Origin of the sequence: Microcoleus vaginatus FACHB-2002 (assembly GCF_040004035.1) — a bacterium.
Classification (GTDB): domain Bacteria; phylum Cyanobacteriota; class Cyanobacteriia; order Cyanobacteriales; family Microcoleaceae; genus Microcoleus; species Microcoleus vaginatus_C.
Map to the genome: position 1 here is coordinate 293,028 of NZ_JAMPLN010000002.1, position 24,578 is coordinate 317,605.

The 24,578-nt window shown below is 45.6% G+C and carries 24 protein-coding genes and 1 other RNA gene; 12 read left to right on the forward strand and 13 right to left on the reverse strand.

The window, feature by feature from the left end:
* Nucleotides 1-44 precede the first annotated feature (44 nt).
* From NDI35_RS02800 to NDI35_RS02820, 5 genes are all read right to left on the reverse strand, one after another.
* Nucleotides 45-620 (reverse strand): Uma2 family endonuclease, encoded by a 576-nt coding sequence (locus tag NDI35_RS02800; protein WP_445311398.1) that lies wholly within the window; start codon nucleotides 618-620, stop codon nucleotides 45-47.
* Nucleotides 621-654: 34 nt separating this feature from the next.
* Nucleotides 655-1,098, reverse strand: coding sequence for a hypothetical protein (locus tag NDI35_RS02805; protein ID WP_445311399.1), 444 nt, complete (start codon nucleotides 1,096-1,098; stop codon nucleotides 655-657).
* A gap of 198 nt (nucleotides 1,099-1,296) precedes the next feature.
* A complete protein-coding gene (locus NDI35_RS02810; protein WP_333316526.1) occupies nucleotides 1,297-1,680 on the reverse strand; it encodes a phasin family protein in 384 nt (127 codons plus the stop codon).
* Nucleotides 1,681-1,703: 23 nt separating this feature from the next.
* Nucleotides 1,704-1,800: signal recognition particle sRNA small type (gene ffs / locus NDI35_RS02815), an RNA gene on the reverse strand.
* A gap of 23 nt (nucleotides 1,801-1,823) precedes the next feature.
* Nucleotides 1,824-2,090, reverse strand: a complete 267-nt coding sequence (locus NDI35_RS02820) for a YciI family protein (RefSeq protein WP_006632991.1) — start codon at nucleotides 2,088-2,090, stop codon at nucleotides 1,824-1,826.
* 120 nt (nucleotides 2,091-2,210) lie between these two features.
* Between NDI35_RS02820 and NDI35_RS02825 the strand changes: the two genes are divergently transcribed.
* Nucleotides 2,211-2,765: a 2'-5' RNA ligase family protein gene (locus NDI35_RS02825; protein ID WP_445311400.1), complete on the forward strand. Its 555-nt coding sequence runs from the start codon at nucleotides 2,211-2,213 to the stop codon at nucleotides 2,763-2,765.
* Between the two features lie 135 nt (nucleotides 2,766-2,900).
* On the opposite strand, the gene NDI35_RS02830 is transcribed toward NDI35_RS02825, so the two are convergent.
* The gene (locus NDI35_RS02830; protein ID WP_445311401.1) at nucleotides 2,901-3,587 is read right to left on the reverse strand and encodes a ComF family protein; all 687 of its coding nucleotides are present in this window, start codon (nucleotides 3,585-3,587) and stop codon (nucleotides 2,901-2,903) included.
* Nucleotides 3,588-3,659: 72 nt separating this feature from the next.
* Between NDI35_RS02830 and NDI35_RS02835 the strand changes: the two genes are divergently transcribed.
* Nucleotides 3,660-6,146: a putative PEP-binding protein gene (locus tag NDI35_RS02835; protein ID WP_445311402.1), complete on the forward strand. Its 2,487-nt coding sequence runs from the start codon at nucleotides 3,660-3,662 to the stop codon at nucleotides 6,144-6,146.
* Nucleotides 6,147-6,356: 210 nt separating this feature from the next.
* Here the strand turns inward: NDI35_RS02835 and NDI35_RS02840 are convergent, their stop codons facing one another.
* Nucleotides 6,357-6,593, reverse strand: coding sequence for a hypothetical protein (locus tag NDI35_RS02840; RefSeq protein WP_445311403.1), 237 nt, complete (start codon nucleotides 6,591-6,593; stop codon nucleotides 6,357-6,359).
* 61 nt (nucleotides 6,594-6,654) lie between these two features.
* Here NDI35_RS02840 and NDI35_RS02845 point away from each other — a divergent pair, with 61 nt between their 5' ends.
* Nucleotides 6,655-7,101 (forward strand): hypothetical protein, encoded by a 447-nt coding sequence (locus tag NDI35_RS02845; RefSeq protein WP_445311404.1) that lies wholly within the window; start codon nucleotides 6,655-6,657, stop codon nucleotides 7,099-7,101.
* Between the two features lie 269 nt (nucleotides 7,102-7,370).
* On the opposite strand, the gene rbp (NDI35_RS02850) is transcribed toward NDI35_RS02845, so the two are convergent.
* From rbp (NDI35_RS02850) to NDI35_RS02860, 3 genes are all read right to left on the reverse strand, one after another.
* A complete protein-coding gene (gene rbp / locus NDI35_RS02850) occupies nucleotides 7,371-7,658 on the reverse strand; it encodes an RNA-binding regulator (protein ID WP_015179076.1) in 288 nt (95 codons plus the stop codon).
* 637 nt (nucleotides 7,659-8,295) lie between these two features.
* Entirely contained in the window at nucleotides 8,296-9,861 is a 1,566-nt protein-coding gene (locus NDI35_RS02855; protein ID WP_445311405.1) for a HAMP domain-containing methyl-accepting chemotaxis protein, read from the reverse strand.
* 1,442 nt (nucleotides 9,862-11,303) lie between these two features.
* Nucleotides 11,304-11,522, reverse strand: coding sequence for a ssl0294 family protein (locus NDI35_RS02860; protein ID WP_333151292.1), 219 nt, complete (start codon nucleotides 11,520-11,522; stop codon nucleotides 11,304-11,306).
* 161 nt (nucleotides 11,523-11,683) lie between these two features.
* On the opposite strand from NDI35_RS02860, the gene egtC reads away from it, so the two are divergent.
* The 3 genes from egtC (at nucleotide 11,684) to egtD (ending at nucleotide 15,163) form a co-directional block, all read left to right on the forward strand.
* Nucleotides 11,684-12,472 carry an ergothioneine biosynthesis protein EgtC gene (egtC, locus tag NDI35_RS02865; protein WP_445311406.1) on the forward strand — a complete coding sequence of 263 codons (789 nt, stop codon included), beginning with the start codon at nucleotides 11,684-11,686 and terminating at the stop codon, nucleotides 12,470-12,472.
* Nucleotides 12,444-13,736: an ergothioneine biosynthesis protein EgtB gene (gene egtB / locus NDI35_RS02870; protein ID WP_445311407.1), complete on the forward strand. Its 1,293-nt coding sequence runs from the start codon at nucleotides 12,444-12,446 to the stop codon at nucleotides 13,734-13,736. Before egtC ends, egtB begins: the two co-directional genes overlap by 29 nt.
* A 380-nt stretch (nucleotides 13,737-14,116) precedes the next feature.
* Nucleotides 14,117-15,163 (forward strand): L-histidine N(alpha)-methyltransferase, encoded by a 1,047-nt coding sequence (egtD, locus tag NDI35_RS02875; protein WP_445311408.1) that lies wholly within the window; start codon nucleotides 14,117-14,119, stop codon nucleotides 15,161-15,163.
* A gap of 112 nt (nucleotides 15,164-15,275) precedes the next feature.
* On the opposite strand, the gene NDI35_RS02880 is transcribed toward egtD, so the two are convergent.
* Nucleotides 15,276-15,887 (reverse strand): hypothetical protein, encoded by a 612-nt coding sequence (locus NDI35_RS02880; RefSeq protein ID WP_445311409.1) that lies wholly within the window; start codon nucleotides 15,885-15,887, stop codon nucleotides 15,276-15,278.
* Nucleotides 15,888-16,296: 409 nt separating this feature from the next.
* Nucleotides 16,297-16,617 carry an RNA-binding regulator gene (gene rbp / locus NDI35_RS02885; RefSeq protein WP_333109407.1) on the reverse strand — a complete coding sequence of 107 codons (321 nt, stop codon included), beginning with the start codon at nucleotides 16,615-16,617 and terminating at the stop codon, nucleotides 16,297-16,299.
* Between the two features lie 109 nt (nucleotides 16,618-16,726).
* Between rbp (NDI35_RS02885) and NDI35_RS02890 the strand changes: the two genes are divergently transcribed.
* From NDI35_RS02890 to NDI35_RS02915, 6 genes are all read left to right on the forward strand, one after another.
* A complete protein-coding gene (locus NDI35_RS02890) occupies nucleotides 16,727-16,879 on the forward strand; it encodes a hypothetical protein (RefSeq protein ID WP_445311410.1) in 153 nt (50 codons plus the stop codon).
* A gap of 679 nt (nucleotides 16,880-17,558) precedes the next feature.
* Nucleotides 17,559-18,368, forward strand: a complete 810-nt coding sequence (locus tag NDI35_RS02895) for an SDR family NAD(P)-dependent oxidoreductase (RefSeq protein ID WP_445311411.1) — start codon at nucleotides 17,559-17,561, stop codon at nucleotides 18,366-18,368.
* Between the two features lie 219 nt (nucleotides 18,369-18,587).
* On the forward strand, nucleotides 18,588-19,424 hold the full coding sequence (locus NDI35_RS02900; RefSeq protein ID WP_445311412.1) for an MBL fold metallo-hydrolase: 837 nt from the start codon (nucleotides 18,588-18,590) through the stop codon (nucleotides 19,422-19,424).
* A 157-nt stretch (nucleotides 19,425-19,581) separates the two neighbouring features.
* Nucleotides 19,582-20,646 (forward strand): aldo/keto reductase, encoded by a 1,065-nt coding sequence (locus NDI35_RS02905; protein WP_445311413.1) that lies wholly within the window; start codon nucleotides 19,582-19,584, stop codon nucleotides 20,644-20,646.
* A gap of 199 nt (nucleotides 20,647-20,845) precedes the next feature.
* A complete protein-coding gene (locus tag NDI35_RS02910; RefSeq protein ID WP_445311449.1) occupies nucleotides 20,846-21,010 on the forward strand; it encodes a transposase in 165 nt (54 codons plus the stop codon).
* Between the two features lie 313 nt (nucleotides 21,011-21,323).
* A complete protein-coding gene (locus NDI35_RS02915) occupies nucleotides 21,324-22,598 on the forward strand; it encodes an RNA-guided endonuclease InsQ/TnpB family protein (RefSeq protein WP_445311414.1) in 1,275 nt (424 codons plus the stop codon).
* A gap of 76 nt (nucleotides 22,599-22,674) precedes the next feature.
* Here the strand turns inward: NDI35_RS02915 and NDI35_RS02920 are convergent, their stop codons facing one another.
* On the reverse strand, nucleotides 22,675-24,357 hold the full coding sequence (locus NDI35_RS02920) for a tetratricopeptide repeat protein (protein ID WP_445311415.1): 1,683 nt from the start codon (nucleotides 24,355-24,357) through the stop codon (nucleotides 22,675-22,677).
* Nucleotides 24,358-24,578 lie beyond the last annotated feature (221 nt).

Consider the following 24,578-nt stretch of genomic DNA (forward strand, 5'->3'; position numbering starts at 1 on the left):
TTTAAATGCCGTTAGATGCAATATTCCCTATACTCAACTGTAACTCACGGGCGATCGAAACTTAACAGCCCAAACAAATCATCCGCCGACAGTTGCAAATCCGACAGCACATCGAGCACAGGTAAAATATCTTCATTCTCTTTAATCTCAGGTTCCTGCTGCGGTTTAAAAACAATTACCAATTCTTCTTCCGGGTCAATCAGCCAACCTAATTTAGTATGATTCTTGAGGCAAAACAGAATCTTATTAATTACGCGAGTTGAACTTTGCTCCGGCGATAAAATCTCTATTGTCCAATCCGGCGCAATTTCAAACCTATTTTCAATCTTTCCCTGAGAATTCATAGGAATGCGCGGCCACTCGAACACTGCTATGTCTGGAACAATAGAACGTCCCCCAAAAGTGCAGCGCAGTTCGGGAAAAGCATAAGCTAATTTCTGCGGCTTGCCAACTCGATTAATAACAGATGGAAACTCGAATTGTAACGTGCTGTGTTTTCCTTGGGGCATAGCTTTTTGATGAATTTCACCATCAACATACTCGCTAGCGGGCTTAGTCTCTGGCAATAGCAGAAACTCTTCCAGAGAAATCTTTGACGGAGACAGAATTGACGTTACCATAAGCTATTAACCCCTCAAAAACTCAACTGGGCCATCAAAAATCTGCATCGCCGTCTGTTTCCCAATCCGCACAACTCTCCGATTCCACACCAGTAGGGTGCATCGCACAAACCAACAAATTTCCCCCGTAAACTTGACCGTGATAGTTGCGACAACCGCGACAAGCCGGCTGCTGCGTCGGCGAAGGGTCTACATAAGTCACCATCGACAAATCTACCTCATCAAATTGCGGGTCGAAGTCGCGGCAAATTTCAATTATCGGTTCGATAAATTCATTCAATAAACCGTCAAATTCATTGAAATAACCGTCAATGTCGTTAATCAGATTATTTTGTACTTGTTCTGTAAACTCTTCCGACATTTTTGCCAAAACGTCCAGCATTTCGACAAACTCTTCGCCCATTTCGCTGAAAAAATGCTCTACTTCAGAAACAGCATTTTCCATTGCTCCAAAAAAATCTTTAGACCAATCTTCCATGAATTTGACAGTTGGCTATTACAAAATATTTTACAGACAAGTGCAGCCAGCCTCATGTGAAGTGCTTGCACCTACTTTCAATTCTATTACCTATTGCCTGATATCCGTCCACATCTGACAGGGGAGATATTCAAAAAGGGAACTCAAGAGTTTTATCCTGAGTTCCCTTCATGGTTTGCTGAGCGAGCTTTTTCCTGCTTAATCCCGCTTCAGCCGCCGCAATTCCTCTTGTAAATTCTGCACCTGTTCGCGGAGCTTGTCTACGCCGCCTGTCTCTTTAGCATCTTTTGCCGAGACATCTTCTTCCTCAGAAACAATTTCAATCCGCCGAGGTTCAGCGGGTTTTTCGTTCCCAGCCGAGGCTACGGGGGGCTGCTGCTGCTGAGCCTGTTGCACCATGTCATCAACAAAGCGGCGAGCTTCTTCCGTTGACATCTCGCCACGCTTGACTAATTCGTCTGCCAGCTTTTGGGCTTCAGTGCGTAATTCAGTTAACTTGCTGCCAGCTTTTTCACCAGCGTAGGAAGCTAGCCCGACACCAAGGTAAACTGCTTTTTGTAAAATATCTCCGAAACCAGGCATAGGAGCTACACCTCATAAAACTGGGTGAACCGGAGACCACGCCTATTACAAGCATCCCGTGTTGCTGCTACCTTCCGGTCCTGACAAGATTTGGGCGTTGGAATCGCGTGGGTCCAGTTCATTTCTGAGTATAACACAGTTATTTATTCTTCAACCACACACCAGTGATAAATTTCATAAATAACGCAACCGTTCTTCACCAGCGGGTCTTCAGCGACGATCGCCTTCGCCTCATCCATCGAACCCGCCTCAAACAGCAACATACCGCCGCCCCGCCGCCCCCAGTAGCCAGTTTTCGCTCGGTGTCCTTTAGAAATCAACTCTCGGACATAAGCTCTGTGAGCTGGCACGTATTGGTCAAAGACAGGCTTTTCGACAATTCCTTGCTCAATTTTGACAAACCAAGGCATTTTTATTTGGGATTTTAGATTTTATATTTTAGATTGAGAATGGGTGATCACCAATGGGATCTAGGGTAAATGCTCTATATTCCATTTTGCACCATCCTTTGTTAACTGCGATGTTATCCGATGAACCAGTCAAAACAGCGATTTTTTATTGCCGTAGTGCCGCCTCCCGATATTGAACAGCAGATTACTGAGATTCAACGGTATTTTGCGGAAAACTACAACAGCCGCGGTGCTTTGAATTCGCCGCCGCACATCACGCTGCAACCTCCTTTTCACTCGTTAGCGGAGGATGTTCCCAAATTAGAGGAAAGTTTGAACCAGTTTTGTGCAAATCGGCTGCCCATTCCCGTTACTCTATCCGGTTTTGCTGCTTTCGCGCCCCGCGTCATTTACGTTGATGTTGTCAAATCGCCCGAATTGCTGGAGATTCACTCATATTTGATGAGTTATATGGAGGCAACTTTGGGAATAGTCGAGCGAGTTTCTCAAAGTCGCCCATTTGTACCGCACATGACAGTAGCGTTTCGCGATTTAACTAAGGAGAACTTTCAAACGGCTTGGTTGGAATTCTCCGGGCGATCGCTCCACTTTGAGTTTACCGCTTCCGCGTTAACTTTACTGCTTCACGACGGCAGCCGGTGGAACATCAGCAACCAATTCCCCCTTTTCGCCTAAACTCTCTCTCTTCTTTCTCTTCCTTCGCGGACTTCGCGTCTTCGCGGTTCGTTTTCCCAAAAAAATCTTATTAGTAAATCCTGATCGATAACATTTCCTCACTACCAACCTGTTTAAAATTAAAGACAAAATAGCCTACCGATCGCTCTTATTCGGAGTTGCAAGTGCCACTGTTCCATAAACCGAAATTCCTGACTGTTCCAATATTTTAATTGCCGACTTAACCGTAGTACCGCTAGTGTAAATATCATCAACTAACAGCACTCGATCGCGCGGAAGGCGACGACGAAAATCTTTCCCCAAACTTAAAGCATTTTTCATTTCCGCTTGGCGCTGCTGTGGCGTCAGAGCGAATAAAGCTTGAGTATTTTTCACCCGCTCCAAACCGTGCCGCTGCAAAGGCAAACCAGTCAGCTCGCAAAAACTTTCAGCCAACAGTTCTGCTTGGTTAAAACCGCGCTCCTTGACCTTTTCTTTGTGCATGGGAATCGGTACAACTGTTAAATTGTCTGTAGCTAATTCGGGAAAACTCAGCCAAGCTTCCGCCAGCCAGCCGCCTAGAGGTTTGGCTAATTGCGGATTGCCGTCATATTTCAAAGCTGCGATCGCCCGTTTGAGAGCCCCGCCATACTCACCCCAGACAAAAACACGCTGTTCTGAATGCCAAAATCGACCTGGATCGGTTAACTGACATCGCTGAAGTTGCTTGTGACAGTACGGACAAAACTCTCCGGCGGCCGGCCGCTGACAAAGAGGACAGTTAGACTTAAGAAATAGATTGAGAAAAGATTTGACTAATCCCGTCCATTGTCGCTTGTTCATCCTAAAATTGTAGTAAGTGATTAATGGGAAAAACTCTCAAATTCAATCAGTTTCCACCGACAGGCTCGCAGCGTGAAAAACCTCTACTGGTTAGACAAAATTCAACCTTCAGACCGAGATGCAGTGGGAGAAAAAGCATTTTACTTGAGCTGTTTGCTCCAGAAAAATCATCCTGTTGTACCGGGTTTTGTCGTGCCGGCTCAAACATTTTGGGAGTTTTTAGAGTCGATCGAGTGCCTAGAACCGCTGTTTGCTGACTGGCCACACTCTTCCCTGCACTTGAATGTCGATGAACCCAGACAACTGCAATCGATCGCCCGCAGCATCCGCCACCAAATCCTCGCCAGCAAACTGCCAGATTCACTGCTCTCCACCCTAGAGTCTGCGGTTTCTCAACTCAACTCAAAGTCAAACTTAAACTCCACAGCCTTAATTTTTCGCCCTTCCCTGACTTCCTGGAACCCGAAAACAGTCGGCATTCTGGAATCTCAGGCAGTACGGGCAGAACCCGAAGCCATTGGGGACGGACTCAAACGAGCTTGGGCAGAAATGTTCAGAGCCCGAAGTCTATTTTACTGGCAGCGGTGCGGCCTGCGGGTACAGCAAATCAATCCCGCAGTTTTGGTGCAGCCACTTCAAGAAGCCATTGCCGCAGGCGAGGTGAAAACAAAGGCGGGCGCACAGTGGGAAATCCAAGCCACCAGCGGTTTGGGATTGTCCCTCGCTAGGGGAGAAACCATCCCCGATTACTATCAAGTGCAGCCAGAAACAAGCGCGGTTAAATTCCAGCGGATCGGTTACAAAACATTAGCCTACAATGTCAAAGTCGGCGATGGTGAACCGAAAAAAAAACTGCGGCTGGGCAAGTTTGCTGCTTTCCCAATTTCCGATTCTCCATTTATAATTCCTGATTTTGCTGATTGTTGCGTGCAAGTTTTAGCGCTGGGAGAGGAAGCACAAACAGAATATGTTTTAGAGGAATCGCAACTGCAAGAAATCATTGAATTGAGTAAAAAAGCGAGCGTAGAATTTGACTCAGATTTAATTTTAGAGTGGACGCTAAACCAGACAGCAAACAGCGGCGAACAGCAGTTTTATTTCACTCAAGTTCGTCTTGTGAAAGCGGAAAAAGTCGCGCCACTAGAGGAAAACTCGATCGCCCTCCCGCAGCCAAACTCGATCGCCCCAGCCCGAACTCCTGCGATACTTAGAGGTGTGGGAGCAGCATCAGGAAAAGCCGAAGCAATTGCCCAAGTTATGACTAATTCCCACCCCGAAAACGCGGAATTCTTAGCCGGAGGCATTTTGGTAGCCCCGACAATCGATCCGAATTGGCTGCCTTGGCTGAAGGTTGCTGCTGGGGTGGTGGCGGAACAAGGAGGCATGACCTGCCACGGCGCCATTTTAGCGAGAGAATTGGGGATTCCCGCCGTTGTGGGAGTGGCAGGGGCCACGCGGGCGATCGCCTCGGGCGATTCCGTGTTGGTAGACGGCGACAGCGGAGAAGTTTTTGCCCTCGCCCAACAGGATGCGATCGAGACAGGAGACAGCGGCCGACTTCGGGACACAGCAAAAAAGGCAGATAAATACAGTACAGCAGCGAAAATGTCAATAGCCAAGCACCAATCTTCTACCTCTGATCGATCGTCCAATTCCGCCCCTAAATCTCGACAATCTGAGTCTACTCAATATGTTTGGGGCCCACCAACGGCGACTCAAGTGCTAGTTAATGTCAGCCAAACAAGTTCGATCGACCGCCTCAAAAATCTGCCAATAGACGGCATCGGATTGCTGCGATCGGAATTAATGGCATTAGAAGCTTTGGACTGTCAAAACCCCAAAGTTTGGCTACAAGACGGCCGCCAATCGGAATTTGTCGATCGCATGGCAGATTGCCTCAGCTTATTTGCTGCTGCCGTTTCGCCGCGGCCAATATTTTATCGATCGCTCGATTTACGCGAGTCAGGCGCCCACGGCAGTTTCAGTTATACCTTTGAACCGGAATTATTTGATTGGGAACTGTGCGTACTTCAAAAAGTCTGCGAGTCAGGCCATACAAATGTTAATTTAATTTTGCCTTTCGTGCGCTCTGTTGAGGAGTTTATCTACTGCCGCCAGCGCTTAGAAACAGTTTGGAAAAACCGATCGCCCGAATTTCAACTGTGGATTATGGCGGAAGTTCCTTCGGTGTTATTTTTATTACCAGATTACGTAAAAGCGGGAGTTCAAGGAATTTCTATCGGCACCAACGATTTAACCCAATTTCTGTTAGGCAGTCACCGCAACTCCGACCAGGTAGCAGGTGCTTTCAACGGGCGCGATCGAGCAGTGATGAGGGCGATCGAACAATTAATCAAAGAGGCGAGGGCCGCCGGCATTCCTTGCTCAATCTGCGGCGACGCTCCCGCATTATATCCCGATACAGTTGAATCCTTCGTGCGGTGGGGAATTTCGTCTATTTCGGTCAATGTCGATACTGCAGAACAAACTAGCAGGGCGATCGTCCGCGCCGAACAGCGCCTGCTGCTAGAAGCAGCTCGATCGATAATTAACAATTAACCACTTCCGGACGCACTTGACCCCAGAAATCCGGTTTCTACTCTAAATCATAGCTTTGGCAAGCAGCCACCCGCTCAGAAATCGGATTTCTAGACAACCCGTGCGTCCCGGAATATTAACAACTACAGAAACCCGGTTTCTGAGTAGATATAGCAACCGCCCTGACGGTTAGGAAATTCTTAATTTCTCAAACCCTTGCTTTTATTCCTTTTATTGCTTCTTCCTTCTTCCCTCTTCCTTCTTCCCTCTTCCTTCTTCCCTCTTCCTTCTTCCTTCTTCCCTCTTCCTTCTTCCCTCTTCCTTCTTCCCTCTTCCTTCTTCCTTCTTCCCTCTTCCTTCTTCCTTTTTCCCTCTTCCTTCTTCCTTCTTCCTGACATCCGTTACATCCATTACATCCGTTACATCCGTTAAATAATCCGTTGCCGAACTTCCTTCTTCCGCTATCAAAAAATCCGATTTTAAAGCTAGGATAGAAATATCACCAATTCTTGACCCGGAGGTACAAACCGTGAAATCAAAAATTACTGCAACCGCAGCAATACTTGCCGCCCTGGCCTTTCTGCATCCTCACCCAGCATTATCTCAACCTGCAACTGACGGTGGCAAAAAACCCGGCTTCTGGCAACCTCAAGCGCAGGTTGACAATACTCGCAACATTACCCTCAGACTGTTAAATGAAACTGGATTAAACCTAGAATACGGTCAATCAGGTGCCAGCTTGTCATCCTTGCCCGTCGGAACCAGCAAAAACATCATTGTTCGTATCAGCAATCGCACCGGCGACATTGCCAATATTCCGATTAATACCACAGGAGGAAGCGCAACTTTGAAATACGACTATAACGTTGACTCGCAGACAAACATTGTGACGATTCGCATCACCCGATCAGATCCCCGCACTAGGCAAGACCGGTCAGTTTATATTGATGAAAAAGGGCGAGTTTACTCTTTCTAAGATTAACGCTCATCAACCCGGTTTCTCCTGATAAATTTTGCTTTGAGCAGCGAGGTATCGCGGCAGAAATCGGGTTTCTAGACTAGCGTGTATAAATTCTGTCTTTCTCAAAAAGTTATGAATCCAGTGCAGCCTACAAAGAAGCGATATTTTTGTGCAGCGGATTTGACATTTCCTCCCCAAAATCAACTGCTGCTTGCAATTCGGCGCTAGTGGCGCACTGGTGCATCAGGTGGGTTTCGAGAGGATGTCAACCGCCGCATCGCAGACTAATATCCGTCGTTTCTCTTGATACCTGCGCCTCGATTTCCCTCTTCTTTCGGTTTAGCTTTGTTCACTCGCAAGGGGCGTCCCATCCACTCTGCACCGTCTAATTCGGCAATTGCAGCGTCTTCTTGGGCATCCTCCATCATCTCAACAAATGCAAAACCGCGCATCCGACCGGTTTCCCTGTCGGTAGGCAAGACAACTCGCTTGACTGTGCCGTATTCTGCAAATACTGCTTTCAGGTCTTCTTCGGTGGCGCGGTAAGACAGATTTCCAATGTAGATAGTCATGTCGATCGAACTGAACTTATTGTGCTATACATAATAACCTTTTAATTTAACTGTCAAGTGCTATCTGGCATACAACTGGCCAATCGACTCTGACTAAAAGGGTTTTCCGCACTGACCAACCCTTGGTACTGGCTGCAATAGTTAGCTTAATCAAAACTCATATCCTCACTCATCCGCAGGGCGAGTCAGGATATGAGTTTTGGGGTGGCGAGGAATCCCACCCCTGAACAATACTTGATTTTAATCAGATCAGTGATAGGTGGGCGACGCATCGCCAAGCCTCTTCGGAAATAAAGCGAGTAACAAGGTATAAGATATTAGGTTGCTCTAGACCACGATCTTTGATATAGCGGTTTTCAACTTTCGTGAGGTACTTGGCAGTTAATTACCAATTCCCCACTTCTGCCATTCTTTAATCTAAAATTTAAATCTGTACCTCCTTAACTTGAGAATTGCTATACACATCTAGACAGCCCTTTGAGCAAACCTACTTCACATCTCCCCAGCCCTTTCCTAAACGGGGAGATGTGACCTTCAATCCTTGGGCAAAATTTGGAATTGCAAATTGGAAATGAGGAATTGGGAAGATTTTCTCTCCATCTGTTTAATTCCCAGTTTAGGATATTACTTTTCTCATTTAAACTAAGGATGTGAGATTTAAAGCAGCTTTGTTAAGTGTTTGAGTACCAATTCGACTTTGGGTAATACCGCTGGCAGTTTCCGTTGCTCCTTTATTCAGAACATTCATCGCCTCTACCACTTGCTCAATAGCGATCGCCTGCTGTTTGGTATTCAGATAAATTTGCTGACTGCTCACAACAACACTGTTAATAGCATTGGCAACATTGTTAAAATTATCCGCCGTACCTTCAGTCAATTTTAGGCTATTATCTAAAGTTTTCTTGCCCTCATCTGTTACCATCACTGTTTTATTAATGGAATTCTTAATACTGTTTATCAAATCATTAATCTGAGCCGAAGATTTTTTGCTTTGATCTGCCAGTCTGCGAATTTCCGTCGCCACCACGCCAAACCCCTTTCCTTGTTCTCCGGTACGTACTGCTTCCACTGTAGCGTTAATTGCCAGCATATTAGTTTGATTAGCCAAATCGCTGACTAAATTGGTAATATTAGCAATCTGATTGGTTTGCTGGCTCAAATGTAAAACTTGATCGGCGATCGCTCCCACTTTTTCCGTCAAACTCAACATTCCCTGCTGGGTTTTATTTACTATTTTACTGCCTTCTGCTGCCATATTTAAGACATTACTGGCATTTTCAAGGGCGGATTCGGCTTGCATAGCTGATTGCCTTGATGATGCGCCCAATTCATCCATTGTGGTAGTTGTTTGATTAACAGAAGCAGCTTGTTGTACAGCAATACGTTCCTGTTGCTCAATTGTAGCAGCGATCTCGGTAGAAGAACTGACAATCATATTAATAATACCTTTCAGCGCTTTATCTAAAGGTTTGGCGATCGCCATGCTTAAAGCTATACCTAAAATAATCGCTGTGAGCGGTCCAACTGTCATCCCCAACAATACAGCTACTTGAGTATTCTTACTATCCTTGTATGCGGTTTCATAAGCGTCATCTGCTTGCTTTCGGTTGGCTTCAACCACTGCTAAAGTGGCGTTTTCTGAATTAATAAATTTAAATCGAATTAATTTAGCTTGCTGCCTAAGTTTATTCAAAAGGTTACTAGCTGTCTTAGCTCTTGCCATTTCTGGCGACTTACTTTTACCCTGATTAATTAGGTTTAGCTGCAAAGCCAAAGGATTCAAAATTCCCACTTTTTCAAATTCTTGATTAATTCGCAGGAGTTCTTGATCTTCCTGGTTCCACTCCTCCCAATACTTAAGCATTTGTTTATAGAGTGAGTCTTCCTCTGAGGTACGTGGAGTGGCTTCGTATGCTTTAAACCCATCTTTAATCTGCTGCCAAGCCTTGTCCATTCTGTTTAATGCTTCTTGCCTTTCTGCTTGACTGAGTGCCGGATTAATTAGCGCTCTCTCGGATGACTCAATTTGGGTTTGTCCCTCGTTAATTTTCAATAAAGCTTCAATACTCGGTAAGTTATTTTTACCGAGAGTCTCTATGTGTTGACTCAGATTAGATGTTGATCTCCATCCTACCCAGGCAACTAAAAATACTAAAAGTCCCATAATCAGAAATGCACTGATAAGTCTGGTTTGTAAATTCATTTTTCTCAACATACTGTTTCTGCTTCCTTCTACTACAGTTATCCTCGCTGCACTCATGAACAGATTTTGTATATTATAGCTTTTCTCAGGTCGATCAAGTACCTACTAGGATTTTACTTTTGAGATTTTACCTTTTAAAATTAGTAATTAATTGATGAGTAACTCCTGAGCCTGAAAGTCACTATCGATTTTGGGTGACGACGCAGTTACGCTAGCTTTTTGGTTGTCATGATGCTGAATTCATTTTTATAAACCCCTTTAGTCTACAGGTTAAAACCTGGCGTTACACAAACAAAGCCTGCCGACGCCCACTATAAAAAGTGGTAGGATTATAATTAAGTTTGGAGTACACAGATATAGGCTTTGTCAGACAGATGATGTATCATATTGCTGACGTATTCATAACGGTAAAATATACAATATAAGATAAATGAACTCTAATTCGCTCAAGAGTCACAGCCTCACCATAAGTGGAGGGGAACCCACATCCATTGACCTCATTTTTGTTCGCCAAGCATCGAAAACATCATACATTACTAGCAATGAAAGGTTATTATCTTGATTTTATACAAAAAATTATCGATGTTGATTATTCCCGAAACAATCTCACAAAAATCCATAGCTCCCTGTTTTTTGGGAGCTTTCAATTTTGTAAAAAAAAAATCACTTAAACAGGCTCCTGAAACCAAAACTATTGATCGGGTAGCTAATTTAGGCGACCCTGCAAGATTAAGGGAGAACAACTGATAATGTAAGCGCCGATTGAAAATAAGAATGATTCAATTATTGAATAACTTCCTTCTTAACTATATCCCTAAAAGTTTTAAATGCAAGAAAAAAAAACGAATAAATCTGTAAAAATATCTCACACAAACTACATATAACCGTCAAAAATAAATTTTAATATAAGTTAATTAACAAATAAAATGATACAATTATATTTGAGGATTTATGCTCCGGTAACGTACCGAAAGTATGGAAAAATGCTTGGTTAGTGATGGAAAATAGCCATAAAAATAGGCAAAACAAGTCAAGAAAGTAATCAAGAAAAAGGGCGAAAGTAATATACTTGTCGCCGCCTTCGCCCGATTTATGATAAACCTGAAATTTTATGGTCAAAACTTAAAATTATTTTCAGTTTTATCAACACAACAAATTATCAATAATTAGGAAAGGCGATAGACTTTTCATTCCGTCAACTTTCTAAGCAAGATATTTGAAACTGGTTGACACACGGCTGTTATTGTACTTCATCTATCTGAGAAAGGCTATACGGGAATCGAAAGTGTCTGTGCAGACTTTCTAGCGGAAACTGAGAAATTCAGTATAGCCAAGTGTGGAAATCCCGTAAGGGAAAAAGGCGAAAAGCCAAACGATGAAGTTTGGAAGCCCACGCCATAACTGTAATCAGTTTGGCGTTGGGAGGATGTTACTGCTTTTCCTTAGTCGATCGAGATTGACTGAGGCCCCGTGCTTTTACCGTTGGTGGGTTCGGCTGGGGGAGTAGTGTAGGAAGTTGAACCAGCTTGCTCGTCGATCCAGCTTTTAACGGGATCTTCGTGAAGGTTGAGTCGAAGCAGGCCAGATAAAAATCCGCCCGCGAAGGCGATCGGCTGTTCGATCAATTCTTTCGCCATTGGGATGAGTTCGTCGAAGAACATTCAAGAGTCTCCTTGTGTTGCAGGGGTTCTACCTTAACTGTATCGTTTGTACTGCGATGCTGGCAGCGGGCTACAAAAAACCTTCCAGCGCTGAAAATGGGCGATCGGGCAATTTTTCGGCTAATGACTTACAATGCTAATCAAATTGCTGCAAAAATTTTATGTGCCGTTTGCTTGGCTACCTCGGGGAGCCGATTTTACTCGATGCTATTCTGTACAAGCCGGAACATTCCCTAATTGTGCAGAGTTACGATCCCCGCGAAATGACTTCTGGCGTACTCAATGCTGACGGTTTTGGTCTTGGTTGGTATCACCCGCACCTCGATACTGACCCGTTTACCTATAAAAATGTACAGCCAATTTGGAGCGACATTAACCTTCCGAGTATCAGTCGATACGTTGAATCTGGATGCGCGATCGGATACGTTCGCAGTGCAACTTCAGGACAAGCTGTAGATTTGAGCAACTGTCAGCCGTTTCAGAACGATCGCCTGCTGTTCGTACACAACGGCTTCGTAAAGAATTTTCGGCAAACTCTTTACAGACCAATTCGCGATCGGCTCAGCGATACCCTTTATCAATCAATTAACGGCACTACAGATTCAGAGCATATCTTCGGCTTGTTTGTCAATGAATTGACAGCCGGAAATCTGACTCTAGAAACTGCTTTGCAAAACTCGCTGAAAACTTTGGCAGAGCTAGCAAACTTTCACCAAGTAGAATTTTCAGCTAATATAATTATCAGCGACGGACACCAGCTCGTTGCCTCTCGCTTTGCTTCCCAAAAAACCCCTCCTTCCCTCTATTGGCTGCGAGACGATTTAAATTTCCCGGATTCTGTCATCATTGCTTCTGAACCTTTATTTGCTGGCAATTGGCACGAGTGTCCAGTCCAGAGCATTATCAGTACCGGAGTAGACCGTGATATCCAAATCTATCCAATCTTGTAGAGAGGCAATTTATCGCGATTTGCAGCAGTGTCGCCGCGGCACTTTCAAGCTATTTGCAGACATCGATTATGATACTTTTTGCCGTCAAGCTCATCCTGATTTCAGTCCAGTTGGCTGGCACTTAGGTCACATTGCTTATACTGAGGATTTGTGGCTGTTGCAGCGATGTGCTGGGTTGAAGCCAGTCTTTCCTGAGTATCACCAACTGTTTGCTGCTGATATTTTGCCGAAAAAACAACGGGTTTTTCTGCCGACGTTACCTGAAGTTGAATTATATCTGGACGCCGTGAGAAAAAAGGTGTTAGATTATTTGGAAGTAGCGCCGATCGAGGAGCAAGAACGTCTCTGGCGGTTTATTATTCAGCACGAAAGCCAGCACTGCGAAACAGTTGCTTTCGTGTTGCAAATGCACAGGAAGAAGGAAGAAGGAAGAGGGAAGAAGGAAGAAGGAAGAGGGAATGAGGAAGGAAGATTAATTTCCAATTACCGATTACCAATTGCAGATTACCAATTACCAATTACCGATTCCCGGGCGATTGAAATTCCGGGCGGGGAATTTTACATGGGAAGCGATGCTGCTGAGGCTTTGGATAACGAGCGATCGCGCCACCTGTGTTATTTAGAAGCATACTCGATCGATCGCTATCCCGTCACTTGCCGTCAATACCGAGATTTCATGGAATCCGGCGGCTATCAAAACCCTGATTGGTGGTCAGCGGACGGCTGGAAATGGCTGCAAGGCGAAGCCGTCTCTCGACCGCTTTACTGGTCAGAAAATCCAGCTTTCAACAACCATCCAGTTTGCGGTGTCAGTTGGTACGAAGCCGAAGCTTACTGCAACTTTATCGGCAAGCGTTTGCCATCGGAAGCCGAATGGGAAAAAGCTGCGAGTTGGGATGCCACAAATCAAACATATCACATCTATCCTTGGGGAGAAGAACCGCCAAACGGCAGCCTGTGCAATCACGGCAATAATATTGCCAATACCTCGCCAGTTGATGCCTTTCCCAATGGAGCAAGCGCGGCTGGTTGCTGCGATATGTTAGGCAATGTTTGGGAGTGGACTGCTTCAACCTTTGACGCCTATCCGGGATTTGAAAGTTATCCTTATAGGGGCTATTCTCAAGTTTATTTTGACGGAGAACACCGGGTTTTGAAAGGCGGGAGTTGGGCGACTTTTCCGCAGGCACTGCGATCGAGTTTTCGCAATTGGTACTATCCGGGAGTGCGGCAAATTATTGCTGGTTTTCGCTGCGCCAAGTAGTTCGACAGGTAATTATAACTACTATCAAATTTGTTCATATTAAGGAATTTAGTCATCCGACTTTTTAGATTAACAAATTCCTTAATACTTGCATTATAAAGCTTATTTGACGAACCTCAGATAAATGGCTGGAGAGGGAATTGGGGAAAAATTTTGTTGGCGAAATGCCCAACTTTTTTCCATGTAACAAGCTCAAAGAAAACAAGTTTGGTTAAGTATTTAATAAATTTTGTGGATAAATTTTAAGTTTTAATTCTGGATGCGATCGCCATCCGGTGAGAAAATACAGAATCCAGAGCCGCATGAAAAATCTGACTTGAGCGCGATATTTGGCAACGCGACTGCGTGCTATACCGATATGTGCATCTAAAAATTACTTTATGAAATCCCCAAGACTGTCCGACACGACAAACTCAGCCTTAACGAAGGAAAACCGGCTGCACTTAGAGCGACTGGTGAGCGCTGCTGCACTGACCCCCGCAGAAATCAATGCTGGCAACGATGCAGTTAGCGGGTTGACTCAAACCCCCAAATCCCTGCCTCCCAAGTATTTCTACGACGATCGTGGCTCAAACCTGTTCGAGTTGATTTGCCAGTTGCCGGAATACTACTTGACGCGCACTGAGACGGCTATTTTGCAGCAGTGCGCGGGGGCGATCGCCAATTTAACTGGCCCCTGCGAAATCGTCGAACTCGGCAGCGGCAGTTCCACCAAAACTCGGATTCTCCTTGATGCTTACAGTCAACTGGAATATCCCCTGCATTATTTGCCGATCGACATCAGTCCTACTATCCTAGAAAGCAGCGCTTGTCAACTGTTGGCAGATTATCCGTCGCTCCAGATTCACGGACTTGTCAGCACATACGAATTAGCCTTAGCTAAAATTGCACCGTCGCCGTTGCCAACCCGAATGATTTGCTTTCTAGGCAGTACCCTCGGTAATCTCAACGCTCAAGAATGCGATTTATTCTTCTCGCAAGTTGTCGGTGCATTGCAGCCGGGAGAGTATTTTTTGCTGGGAATTGATTTGGACAAATCTAAAGATATTTTAGAGCCTGCCTACGATGACAGTCAAGGAGTAACGGCAGCATTTAACTTGAATATGCTGCGGCATTTAAATCGAAAATATGAGGGAAATTTTGATTTAGCGCAGTTCGAGCATTGGGCTTTTTACAATCAAGAAGAATGTCAAATTGAAATGCACTTAAAAAGTAAAAAAGCGCAAACAGTGCAGTTGCGCGCTCTCAATTTAACGGTGGAATTTGCAGCGGGAGAAACTATCCGCAGCGAAATATCCCGCAAGTTTAATCTCCATACTGTAAAGGCAGAACTTTCGCAGCGTGGTTTAATGCCTGTGCAAGTTTGGACAGATCCAAATCAGTGGTTTGGCTTGATGCTTTGCCAGATGTCAGAAGTTAATAAATGAGTTATTCAGATATTACCCACACTCAGGACACGGCACGGCGCCGTGTCCTCAATTTCTGTGTTGTCGATGGTTCTGAATTCAGCTTATCCTGTTAGCAATTCCCAATTCCCAATTAACAAATCGGCCGCTGTCCGGGTTTTACGGCGTGAATGTACTCGCTGCCCGATGTCGGCCATCCCCGCTTATAATAAGCTTCTTCCGGCTTCCCCCAGCCCAACTGCAACAAAATTTCTAGAAAATCCAACTTTTCCCACTTCGAGAGACTGGCCCATTCTGTGCGCTGGGCTAAAGCCTCTACATCAACCGGCTCGATCGCTCGAAAATCCTTCCCGCTGTTAATACTTAAATACAAATCCATCCCGGCAGTTACCTGCTGCCAGAATTCCAACATACCAATCTTAGCTGCCTTCAGCGTGATCAAATCAACCGGTAGAGCTATTAATTCGTCATCCACTGCCGGATAGCGTAGAGTATTGCCTTTAACCGCGATTTCCCGCCAGACAATCCCAGAAACTTGATGTTCCCGCTGGTATTCGTGCACGGCAGCCTTAAAATTTTGATAAGCAGTGAACTTCTGAACTCCCTCAGATTTGAGAAAGCGGTCAATCACGGGGTTGCCTGTAGCAGGAGTTTGAGTCAAGTTGAGTCGCCGCCCATGCAAGCAGGCTTGGCGCTCTTCTTCGAGGATTTTAATGAGTTCCGCCGTGCTGTAGACCTTGGACATCTTTATTGAGGCAAAATCAAGATATTGGCTGATATTCGGCTGGTTTTCTCGACTAATCTTCGGTAAAGATAGTTTTGCTGTTCTGGGCAATATTCAGTTTTGCCGTTATTCTAACTTTTCTTGCTGCTTAATTCTAGTTTGATAGTTTACAGGAGTCGAACCGGGAAATCCCGACAGCCTCTTAAAAACAGCAGTTAAGAGGGTATCGAATCACGAACTAGACTAAGAACTGCACCGTAGATGTACCTCGCGGGATTTTTCGCCAAAAACAAAGCCCCCTCCAAGGAGGGGGCAAAACTGATTTAGAGGTTTGGGAGTTTTATTTCATGGGTCGATCGAACAACCCGAAAAAGAAGCAGCATTCGCACCTGCGCTCAACTACCACAACTCAAATTTTCAGTCTCAAAGCTTAGTAGCGTCCGCGTGAAGAGCGATCGCTGTCGCCCCAGCCACCGCCGCCGCCCGAGGGGCGTCTGTTGTTGTTGTTTTCGCGAGGTTTGGCTTTGTTGACTTTCAAGTCGCGGCCCATCCATTCAGCACCGTCTAGAGCTGCGATGGCTGCTGCTTCTTCTGCCTCGCTTGCCATTTCCACAAAAGCAAAACCCCGCATCCTGCCTGTTTCCCGGTCCATTGGCACTTGGACGCGGCTTACAGTACCGTACTCGGCAAATACTTCGTTGAGGTCCTCTGATGTTACCTCATATGAAAGATTACCCACGTAAATCGACATAAAATCTCCAGAATCATTAGGGTGCAGAGATTTAGATTCGGAGAGACGCTTGTAAATAAACACCAACAAACTACGCCACCGAATTTAATTCTTGGAAAACCACTATAACATGAAGCCAGCAGAATCAGCAATTGGCTGTCATAATTTTCAATTTTCGGTGCCGTCGGGCAATCGCCAACAGAAAGTATTCGTGATAAGTGACATCTTACACTCTTGGCGTCATCCGCTTGGTTTCTTGCTGCGCGATCGACCTGATATCTGAGATTTGTCGTCGCTGTTACCAGGTTGATTGGGTCTGATTGAGAGCAGTGCCTGAGATTCACTTATAACTAACATCACGCACTGTTATCCCTGGACAAGCCTCCTGCCCGTTCCACCAGAGATAAATGTTTTTAGCCCAAGATTAATCTTCCGAGTCAATCTCCCCTCTTCCATCTCCCATCTCTCATCGCACCCGATTTAGCGCCAGAGAATAACGGTTTCCAAATAATTATCAAAAGAGTTATTAGCCATATCTACGCGCATTTTCTACATATATAGCAATCCTCGCATCATTTGTGAATTTCTTACTCGCTCCCCGATCTCGCGGGGAGGGTTGGGGTGGGGTAAAAATTTTACGACTCCTGCAACGATTGCTATCTAAGTATAATTATTTCTCTAATATTTGCATTTTATTCATTTTTTAAGGCTTTATGTAGTTTCTCTATTTGCTCTTTCTCTAAGATGATTCTCGGCTGTCATTTTTACACTAATTGCATGAAGTTTGTTTTCGATTATACCGTATTTAAATGCCTAAAAGCTTATGTCCTGGGAAAGATGCGATCGCACTCCTACCTCCCTAGCATTGTAAAAGTTGAAAGCCCACAGTCCACAAAGATTGTCTGGTACAGAGAAAAGCAAGTCTAGACAAACGAGCGTGAAGCAGTAACAGAGGATTTTAAATGGTTATAAACAGTTCGTTGACCCGGCCCTTGGCTGTCGTGACGGGTGCCTCTAACGGTATCGGCTACGAACTCGCCAAACAGTTCGCTCAAAACGGATTCGATCTCCTAGTCACCGCCACCGGAGCGAGCATCAATGAAGCGGCTCAAGCCTTTGAGGAATTCGGTGCCAAAGTCGAGACAGTGCAGGCAGACCTCGCTACCTACGACGGTGTTGAGACGCTCTACAACCAGATAAAAGCGACTAATCGGCCAGTGGATGCGATCGCAATTAATGCCGGTGTCGGCGTCGGGGGCGACTTTGCCCGCGAGACAGACTTGAAGGACGAACTAAATCTGATTAACCTCAACGTTGTCTCGTCTGTGCATTTGGCTAAACGGGTAGTTAAGGATATGGTCGATCGCGGCCAGGGACGGATTCTATTCACTTCCTCCATTGCCGCCCTAATGCCGGGGCCGTTCGAGGCAGTGTACGCGGCATCTAAAGCATTTATACACTCTTTCTCACAAGGGCTGCGTAACGAGTTAAAGGACACAGGCGTCACCGTTACCGCGCTGATGCCAGGGCCCACGGATACCAACTTCTTCCATCGCGCGGGAATGGACGACACGAAGGCGGGCGCAGACAAGAAAGACGACGCGGCCGAAGTTGCCAAGCAGGGCTTCGAGGCGCTGATGGCGGGTAAGGACGACATTATCGCCGGTTCACTCAAGACAAAGATGCTGGCCAGCGCGAGCAAGGTTTTGCCTGATACCGTCAATGCCGAAATGCACCGCCAGCTTACTGAACCGGGTTCTGCTAACAAATAATTCGCGCCGGTCTTACTATTCTTATGTGCAGATTTAAAGAAAGTAAACATCGCAGATAATGGCAAGATTGCAGCCGATAAAAGCGTGTTTAGTTCTCCCAGTAGTGACGATTTAGCGAAGTTTTCTCAGGCGTTCATCGATGCCATTATGCAGCATCGGCCTTGGATGGGAGCTGAGGAATAAATGGTTCTCGCCTAAGTAATTTAGTACAGCACATTTATGCAAATTCATCATCTCAATTGTGGCTGTATGTGTCCCATTGGTGGGGCGCTTTTCGATGGCTTCAGTCGGGGTTTGACGGCTCACCTCGTCTGCCACTGTCTGCTCGTTGAAACGAATCAGGGACTTGTTCTGATCGATACCGGCTTCGGATTGCGGGATATCCAGTCGCCTTACTCTCGGCTCAGCCCGTTTTTCGTGCATTTTAATAACATCCAGTTCGATCGCAAGTACACGGCCATCCATCAAATTGAACAGCTCGGATTTTCACCAAGCGATGTGCGCCATATTGTGCTAACCCACCTCGATTTCGATCATGCCGGTGGTCTAGAGGATTTCCCTGAAGCAACGGTACACGTCATGCAGGCTGAAATCGATGCCGCACAGGATCGGCACGGTTTCATCACAAAAAGGCGCTATCGTCCGGGGCAGTGGGATGAAGTCAAACGGTGGAAATACTATTCGGCGGGTGGCGAACCTTGGTTCGGTTTTGAAGCAGTCCGCGACCTCGACGGGTTGCCGCCGGAAATTTTGCTAATCCCGTTGGTGGGGCACACGCGCGGTCATGCTGGCATTGCCATTGATACACCCGATGGCTGGCTCCTGCACGCAGGCGATGCCTATTTCTACCGACACGAGATGGATGCCGCTAACCGACGCTGCACGCCCGGTCTGCGCGCCTACCAATGGATGATGGAGGTCGATCGCAAGGCTCGGTTGCTCAATCAAGGCCGGCTGCACGCATTATCGGTGCAGCATAGTAAAGATGTGCGCCTGTTTTGCAGTCACGATGCTATTGAGTTAAAAGCCTTCACGGGCGGGTCTAGGAACTCTTAAAACTAGAAATTTCATCATTACTATTGATAAGGCCAAGTAGGCAGTTGTGGAAGTTGCAGCCCGACTGCGCTCTGGATTTTGAGACATTTTAAATTCAAAACTCTTTAGTGCAGCGAAGCGGTGAGTGAGTCCTAGTAGTTTCTTGAAGGAGGCATTTATGAATATCAGCAGACGCAATTTGTTAAAAGTAACTTCTGCTTCGGGTTTGGTTGCAGCAGGGCTGGCAGCTTCCGAAGGGTTTTTCAAACCTTTGTTAGCTCAAGATGAACCGACCCAACTAGACGCTGAAAGTGCAGTGGCCCAAGGTCAAACCCAAAGCGGCGAGATGAGTTACAGGACGCTGGGACGCACCGGAGAGCGAGTGTCTGCCATTGGCTTAGGAGGACACCATATCGGACGCATTCGAGAGGAGCAAGAAAGTATCAAGCTGATCCGCAGTGCGATCGACCGCGGCATCAATTTCATGGACAATTCCTGGGACTATCACAACGGACGCAGCCACCGCTGGATGGGTGCAGCGCTCAAGGATGGCTACCGGCAAAAGGTGTTTCTGATGACCAAAATTGACGGCCGCACCAAGGGCGCTGCGATGATGCAGATTGATGAGTCACTGAAGGCGTTGCAGACCGATCGCATTGATCTGATGCAGCATCACGAACTTATTCGGATGGAAGACCCCGATCGCATTTTTGCTCCCGGCGGGGCTATGGAGGCCGTAGTGGAAGCGCAAAAGGCGGGCAAAATTCGTTACATCGGGTTTACAGGACACAAAGACCCTTTGGTTCACCTGCGAGTGATGGAAATTGCCGCTCAAAACAATTTCCGTTTTGACGCGGTACAGATGCCGCTGAACGTGATGGACGCTCATTTTAGAAGTTTTGAGCAACAAGTTCTGCCGCTGCTGGTGAAGAACCAAATAGGTGTATTGGGGATGAAATCTATGGGCGACCCTTACGTGCTTAGAAGTAATACAGTAAGCCCGATCGAATGTCTCCACTATGCGATGAATCTGCCTACTGCAGTTGTGATTACTGGCATTGATAGTATGCAACTCCTCGATCAAGCGTTTGAGGCCGCTCGCACGTTTAAGCCGATGGATCGAGCACAAGTTGCAGCAATGCTGAATCGCACTCGCGAGGCGGCGGCCAAAGGGCAATACGAACTGTATAAAACTACCAACCAATTTGATAGTACCGCCATGAACCCATCGTGGCTAGGGTAAGCCGTTTTGTATTATTCATAAGCAAATCTAAGATGAGGCCGAAATTATTTCTTTAGATAACCCTCAAAGGCTAGAGGAGAGGTTGTCTCCGGCTCTTTTGGATTGTTTCTAGGGAGCTAGGTTAAGCAGGCTGGGTGAGTTTCTTTCATGCCTGAATGGGTGGATTTTTTTCAAAACACGATATTTTCACCACACTGTAATAGAAATTGGTAAGGAAATTAAAAGGCGTGCAGTTGTTTTCATGGATAATGTCCCAGCTCACCAACTTGCTTCGATTGAACCATTGATTCAATCGGTCGGCGCTAGTGTTCTTTACCAATCACCTTATTCACCCAATTTTAATTTTATTGAATATTGGTGTTAACAACTCAAAGCTTTTTTACGTTGAGTTTCAACTTAATCAAGGTTATTTTAACGGACAGAATATCATTAATTATGAGCTGATATTCTGCCGGATATAGGAATATTAATTGTTGTGGGAATTGGATTTCTTATGAACCGCAGAGGGCGCAGAGAACGCAGAGGGAGAGAGAAGACGGAAAGTTTTTAGTTTTAAGTTAAAGAGTTCAAACTTTACCCCAGCGCGGTATTGTAAAACTTCATTAAGTCTGTAAGCAGTAGTAGGCCAAAGTAGTATCATGTGGTAAGAAGGACAAAATGAAACTACCTGACTCTTAATGCAACTAGCAGAAAGGCACATCATTAAATCTACAGAATACCGTTTTGCCTTGATTGATGAATTAGCTTTTAAATCCAAAAATCTCTACAATGCTGCGAACTACGTCATTCGCCAAAACGTACTCTATGGCTGGGGATATCTCACTTACAATAAAATGGCTTCGTTGATGAAATCCCATCCAGCATATCAGGCACTACCCGCCAAAGTCAGCCAACAAATCTTGATGATATTAGACAAAAACTGGCAAGCTTTTTTTGAGGCTCTCAAAGCTTACAAAAACGAACCAAAAAAATTTACTGGACGCCCCAAATTACCGAAGTACAAAGATAAAGTTAAGGGGCGAAATATTCTGGTTTATACAGTTCAAGCCATTAGCAGCAAGCAATTAAAAAAAGGAATTATCAAACTTTCAGGGACAGAAATATCGATTAAAACAAGTGTCAAGCCCGATCGAGTGTGTCAAGTAAGAGTAGTTCCCAAATGCGATTGTTTCGTAATCGAGGTAATTTACAATGAACCGGAGTCCACCATCAACCAAGAGAACTCTACATCGGTAGCCAGTATCGATCTCGGACTGAATAACTTAGTGGCGCTAACATCAAATCAACCGGGATTTATCCCCTTACTGATTAACGGGCGACCGCTAAAATCGATCAATCAGTTCTACAACAAGCGTAAATCCCAATTACAATCCCTCTTGAAAGGCAATCTCAAAACCTCATTAAGAATTCAGCGCCTCACTCGGTGCCGCAATCAAAAAGTAGATAACTACTTACACGCCTCCAGCAAGCTGATTATCAATTTTTTGAGCGAGCGCCAGATTGGGACGTTAGTAATTGGTAAAAATGTGCAGTGGAAAAACTCGATTAACTTAGGCAAGCAGAACAATCAGAACTTTGTCAGCATTCCGCACGCTCGATTAATTCAGATGTTGGAATACAAAGCTCTTTTGGCTGGGATTAAAGTGGTAATACAGGAAGAGTCCTATACTTCTCTCTCTAATTTTCTTTCCTTAGATCCGATTCCTGTTTACGGCGAGAGTGATGCTTCGATGGTGAAATTTACTGGCAAACGTATCCACAGAGGTTTGTACAAAACGGCAGAGGGTTTGTTAATTAATGCTGATGTTAATGGCTCTTACAATATCATGAGAAAAGCACTCCCAAAAGCCTTAAGCAATGGGATAGAGAGCTGCGTAGTTCAGCCGAGGCGGGTTAATCCGCTCGAAGTAAAAGTGAAAGGGGAGGGTCTTCACGCCTCCCATGTCATGTAATAGATGACTATACTTTTACCAGCTATTACGAGGAACAAAGCAATTTCAAAACTCAAAACTATTTGTCCATTTCCCCTTACCACTTTCCTGACATCGCGCCCTTGAGTCTCAATTCTTCTCGACTGACTAGAGCTTCGTAGTAATCGGGTTTGATTTCGAGGGCGACTCCGTAAGAACTAATAGCATCTTGAGTTCGCTGCAATTTTTGCAAAACGTCGCCCCGCTGCGCCCAAGCTTCCCAGTTGTCTGGCTTGAGTTGAATCACTTGGTCAAAAGCGACGAGTGCTTGGGAATAATTCTGCATTTCCCCTAGGATCAGACCTCGCTTTACCCAGCCTTGATAGTTGTCCGGCCAGACAGTAATTGCTCGATCGTATGATGCTAGAGCTTGTTCGTACTGCTGCAATTTTGACAAAGCGTTGCCGCGGTTCAACCAAGCTTCAAAATTGTCTGGCACGATTTTTAGTACGCGGTTGTAAGCTGCGACGGCTTCTTCGTAACGCTGCAATTTTTCCAGCGCTGCGCCTTGCTGCAACCCTACTTTTGATGTAATTTCTGCTTCTGAAGTCAGAGAGATTACTTTATCAAAACAGGCGATCGCTTCTTCGTATTGCTGCAATTTTTCCAAAGCTTCGCCTCGCAAGTTCCAAGCTTCTAGAAAATTACCTTCAATTTGTAGGGCATTACTGTAAGCGATAATTGCCTCTTTGTAGCGTTCCAATCCTGCCAGGGCGATGCCTCTACCCAGCCAAGCTTCGGGAAAATTCGGATTAATTTGAACGGCTTGGTCAAAAGCTGCGATCGCCCCTTCAAAATCTCTCGATTCTGACAGTGTTTGACCGCGCCCGATCCATGCTTCGGGATAAAAAGAATTAATTTGAATTGCCCGATCGAAACAAGCAATTGCCGCGTCTGCCCGCTGGTGTTTGAGGGCCATTCCTTTATAAAACCAAGCTTCGCAGTCGTTGGGCTGCATTTGCAGTACGCGATCGTAAGCTGTCACCGCTTCTGCATATTTGTGCAATTTTGCTGAAGCAATGCCCCGATTGAACCAAGCCAGACTATTTTGCGGTTGCAGTTGAATGGCGCGATCGTATGAAGTTACAGCTTCAGCGTAGCGTTCGGCTTTCATCAAAGCCAAACCTCGGTTCAGCCAAGCTTCCCAATTAGTCGGGACGAGTTTCAGCGCGCGCTCGAAAGCGGCCACGGCTTCAGGGTAGCGCTCCGCTTGAACCAACACGTTGCCTTGCCTATACCACATGGCGGGCAAATTCGGATGAAGTTGGGTTGCTTTTTTGTAACAGGTTGCGGCTGCATCCCACTGCTGCAATTCCTCTAAAACTCGGCCCCGCTGATACCAAGCTTCGTGCTTTTCTGAATTGATTTGAATTGCGGTGTCGAAAGCCCCGATCGCTTCTGAGTGATTTTGCAAACTTAACAGCCCTGTCCCGCGCAGCATCCAAGCCCAGTATTCTTCGGGATTAATTGCTGTAGCTCGATCGGCGCAGGCTACGGTTTCTGCGTAGGAGTGCAGTTGCTTGTAAGCTTTGCCCAGATTCAGCCACGCCCGGGCCCAGTCCGGCTTAATTTGAACCGCTTTTCCGTAGCAAATGACTGCCGCTTCGTACCTTCCTGCGGCGTACAATCTATTGCCCCGATCGTAATCTGGAAATGCTGCAAAAATTCTTAAAATCGGCGGCAGCAGAGCTGGTTGGGGGTTTGAGGAGTTTTCTGTAGCCGAAGTCGAGAGGTCTGGCATACGCCTTTCACATAAAAATTTAGTGGGATAACAAGCTTGCGGTCTTATATATTAACTTATGCTTTTCTTAATCTCGCTGCTGTTTGGAAACAAATTTAGCATATCAGGCTTGGTGCGACAAATCCTTTTTACTTAATTCGAGTAGGTATAAAATTATGCCCCGTTCCCACTTTCGGTACACCCCTGTAAGATACGGTCAGTCGATTTTCGATTTTCGATTT

Excerpts from the sequence above, each read along its gene's own strand:
- rbp (WP_015179076.1), bottom strand. The coding sequence starts at position 7,658 with ATGACTATCTACATTGGAAATCTGTCTTACCGCGCCACCGAAGAAGAC.
- NDI35_RS02895 (WP_445311411.1), top strand. The coding sequence starts at position 17,559 with ATGGTTATAAACAGTTCGTTGACCCGGCCCTTGGCTGTCGTGACGGGT.
- NDI35_RS02905 (WP_445311413.1), top strand. The coding sequence starts at position 19,582 with ATGAATATCAGCAGACGCAATTTGTTAAAAGTAACTTCTGCTTCGGGT.
- NDI35_RS02825 (WP_445311400.1), top strand. The coding sequence starts at position 2,211 with ATGAACCAGTCAAAACAGCGATTTTTTATTGCCGTAGTGCCGCCTCCC.
- NDI35_RS02890 (WP_445311410.1), top strand. The coding sequence starts at position 16,727 with ATGAAGCCAGCAGAATCAGCAATTGGCTGTCATAATTTTCAATTTTCG.
- rbp (WP_333109407.1), bottom strand. The coding sequence starts at position 16,617 with ATGTCGATTTACGTGGGTAATCTTTCATATGAGGTAACATCAGAGGAC.
- NDI35_RS02880 (WP_445311409.1), bottom strand. The coding sequence starts at position 15,887 with ATGTCCAAGGTCTACAGCACGGCGGAACTCATTAAAATCCTCGAAGAA.
- NDI35_RS02900 (WP_445311412.1), top strand. The coding sequence starts at position 18,588 with ATGCAAATTCATCATCTCAATTGTGGCTGTATGTGTCCCATTGGTGGG.
- NDI35_RS02800 (WP_445311398.1), bottom strand. The coding sequence starts at position 620 with ATGGTAACGTCAATTCTGTCTCCGTCAAAGATTTCTCTGGAAGAGTTT.
- NDI35_RS02820 (WP_006632991.1), bottom strand. The coding sequence starts at position 2,090 with ATGCCTTGGTTTGTCAAAATTGAGCAAGGAATTGTCGAAAAGCCTGTC.
- NDI35_RS02855 (WP_445311405.1), bottom strand. The coding sequence starts at position 9,861 with ATGAATTTACAAACCAGACTTATCAGTGCATTTCTGATTATGGGACTT.
- egtD (WP_445311408.1), top strand. The coding sequence starts at position 14,117 with ATGAAATCCCCAAGACTGTCCGACACGACAAACTCAGCCTTAACGAAG.
- NDI35_RS02860 (WP_333151292.1), bottom strand. The coding sequence starts at position 11,522 with ATGTTCTTCGACGAACTCATCCCAATGGCGAAAGAATTGATCGAACAG.
- NDI35_RS02915 (WP_445311414.1), top strand. The coding sequence starts at position 21,324 with ATGCAACTAGCAGAAAGGCACATCATTAAATCTACAGAATACCGTTTT.
- NDI35_RS02805 (WP_445311399.1), bottom strand. The coding sequence starts at position 1,098 with ATGGAAGATTGGTCTAAAGATTTTTTTGGAGCAATGGAAAATGCTGTT.
- NDI35_RS02830 (WP_445311401.1), bottom strand. The coding sequence starts at position 3,587 with ATGAACAAGCGACAATGGACGGGATTAGTCAAATCTTTTCTCAATCTA.
- NDI35_RS02810 (WP_333316526.1), bottom strand. The coding sequence starts at position 1,680 with ATGCCTGGTTTCGGAGATATTTTACAAAAAGCAGTTTACCTTGGTGTC.
- NDI35_RS02920 (WP_445311415.1), bottom strand. The coding sequence starts at position 24,357 with ATGCCAGACCTCTCGACTTCGGCTACAGAAAACTCCTCAAACCCCCAA.
- egtC (WP_445311406.1), top strand. The coding sequence starts at position 11,684 with ATGTGCCGTTTGCTTGGCTACCTCGGGGAGCCGATTTTACTCGATGCT.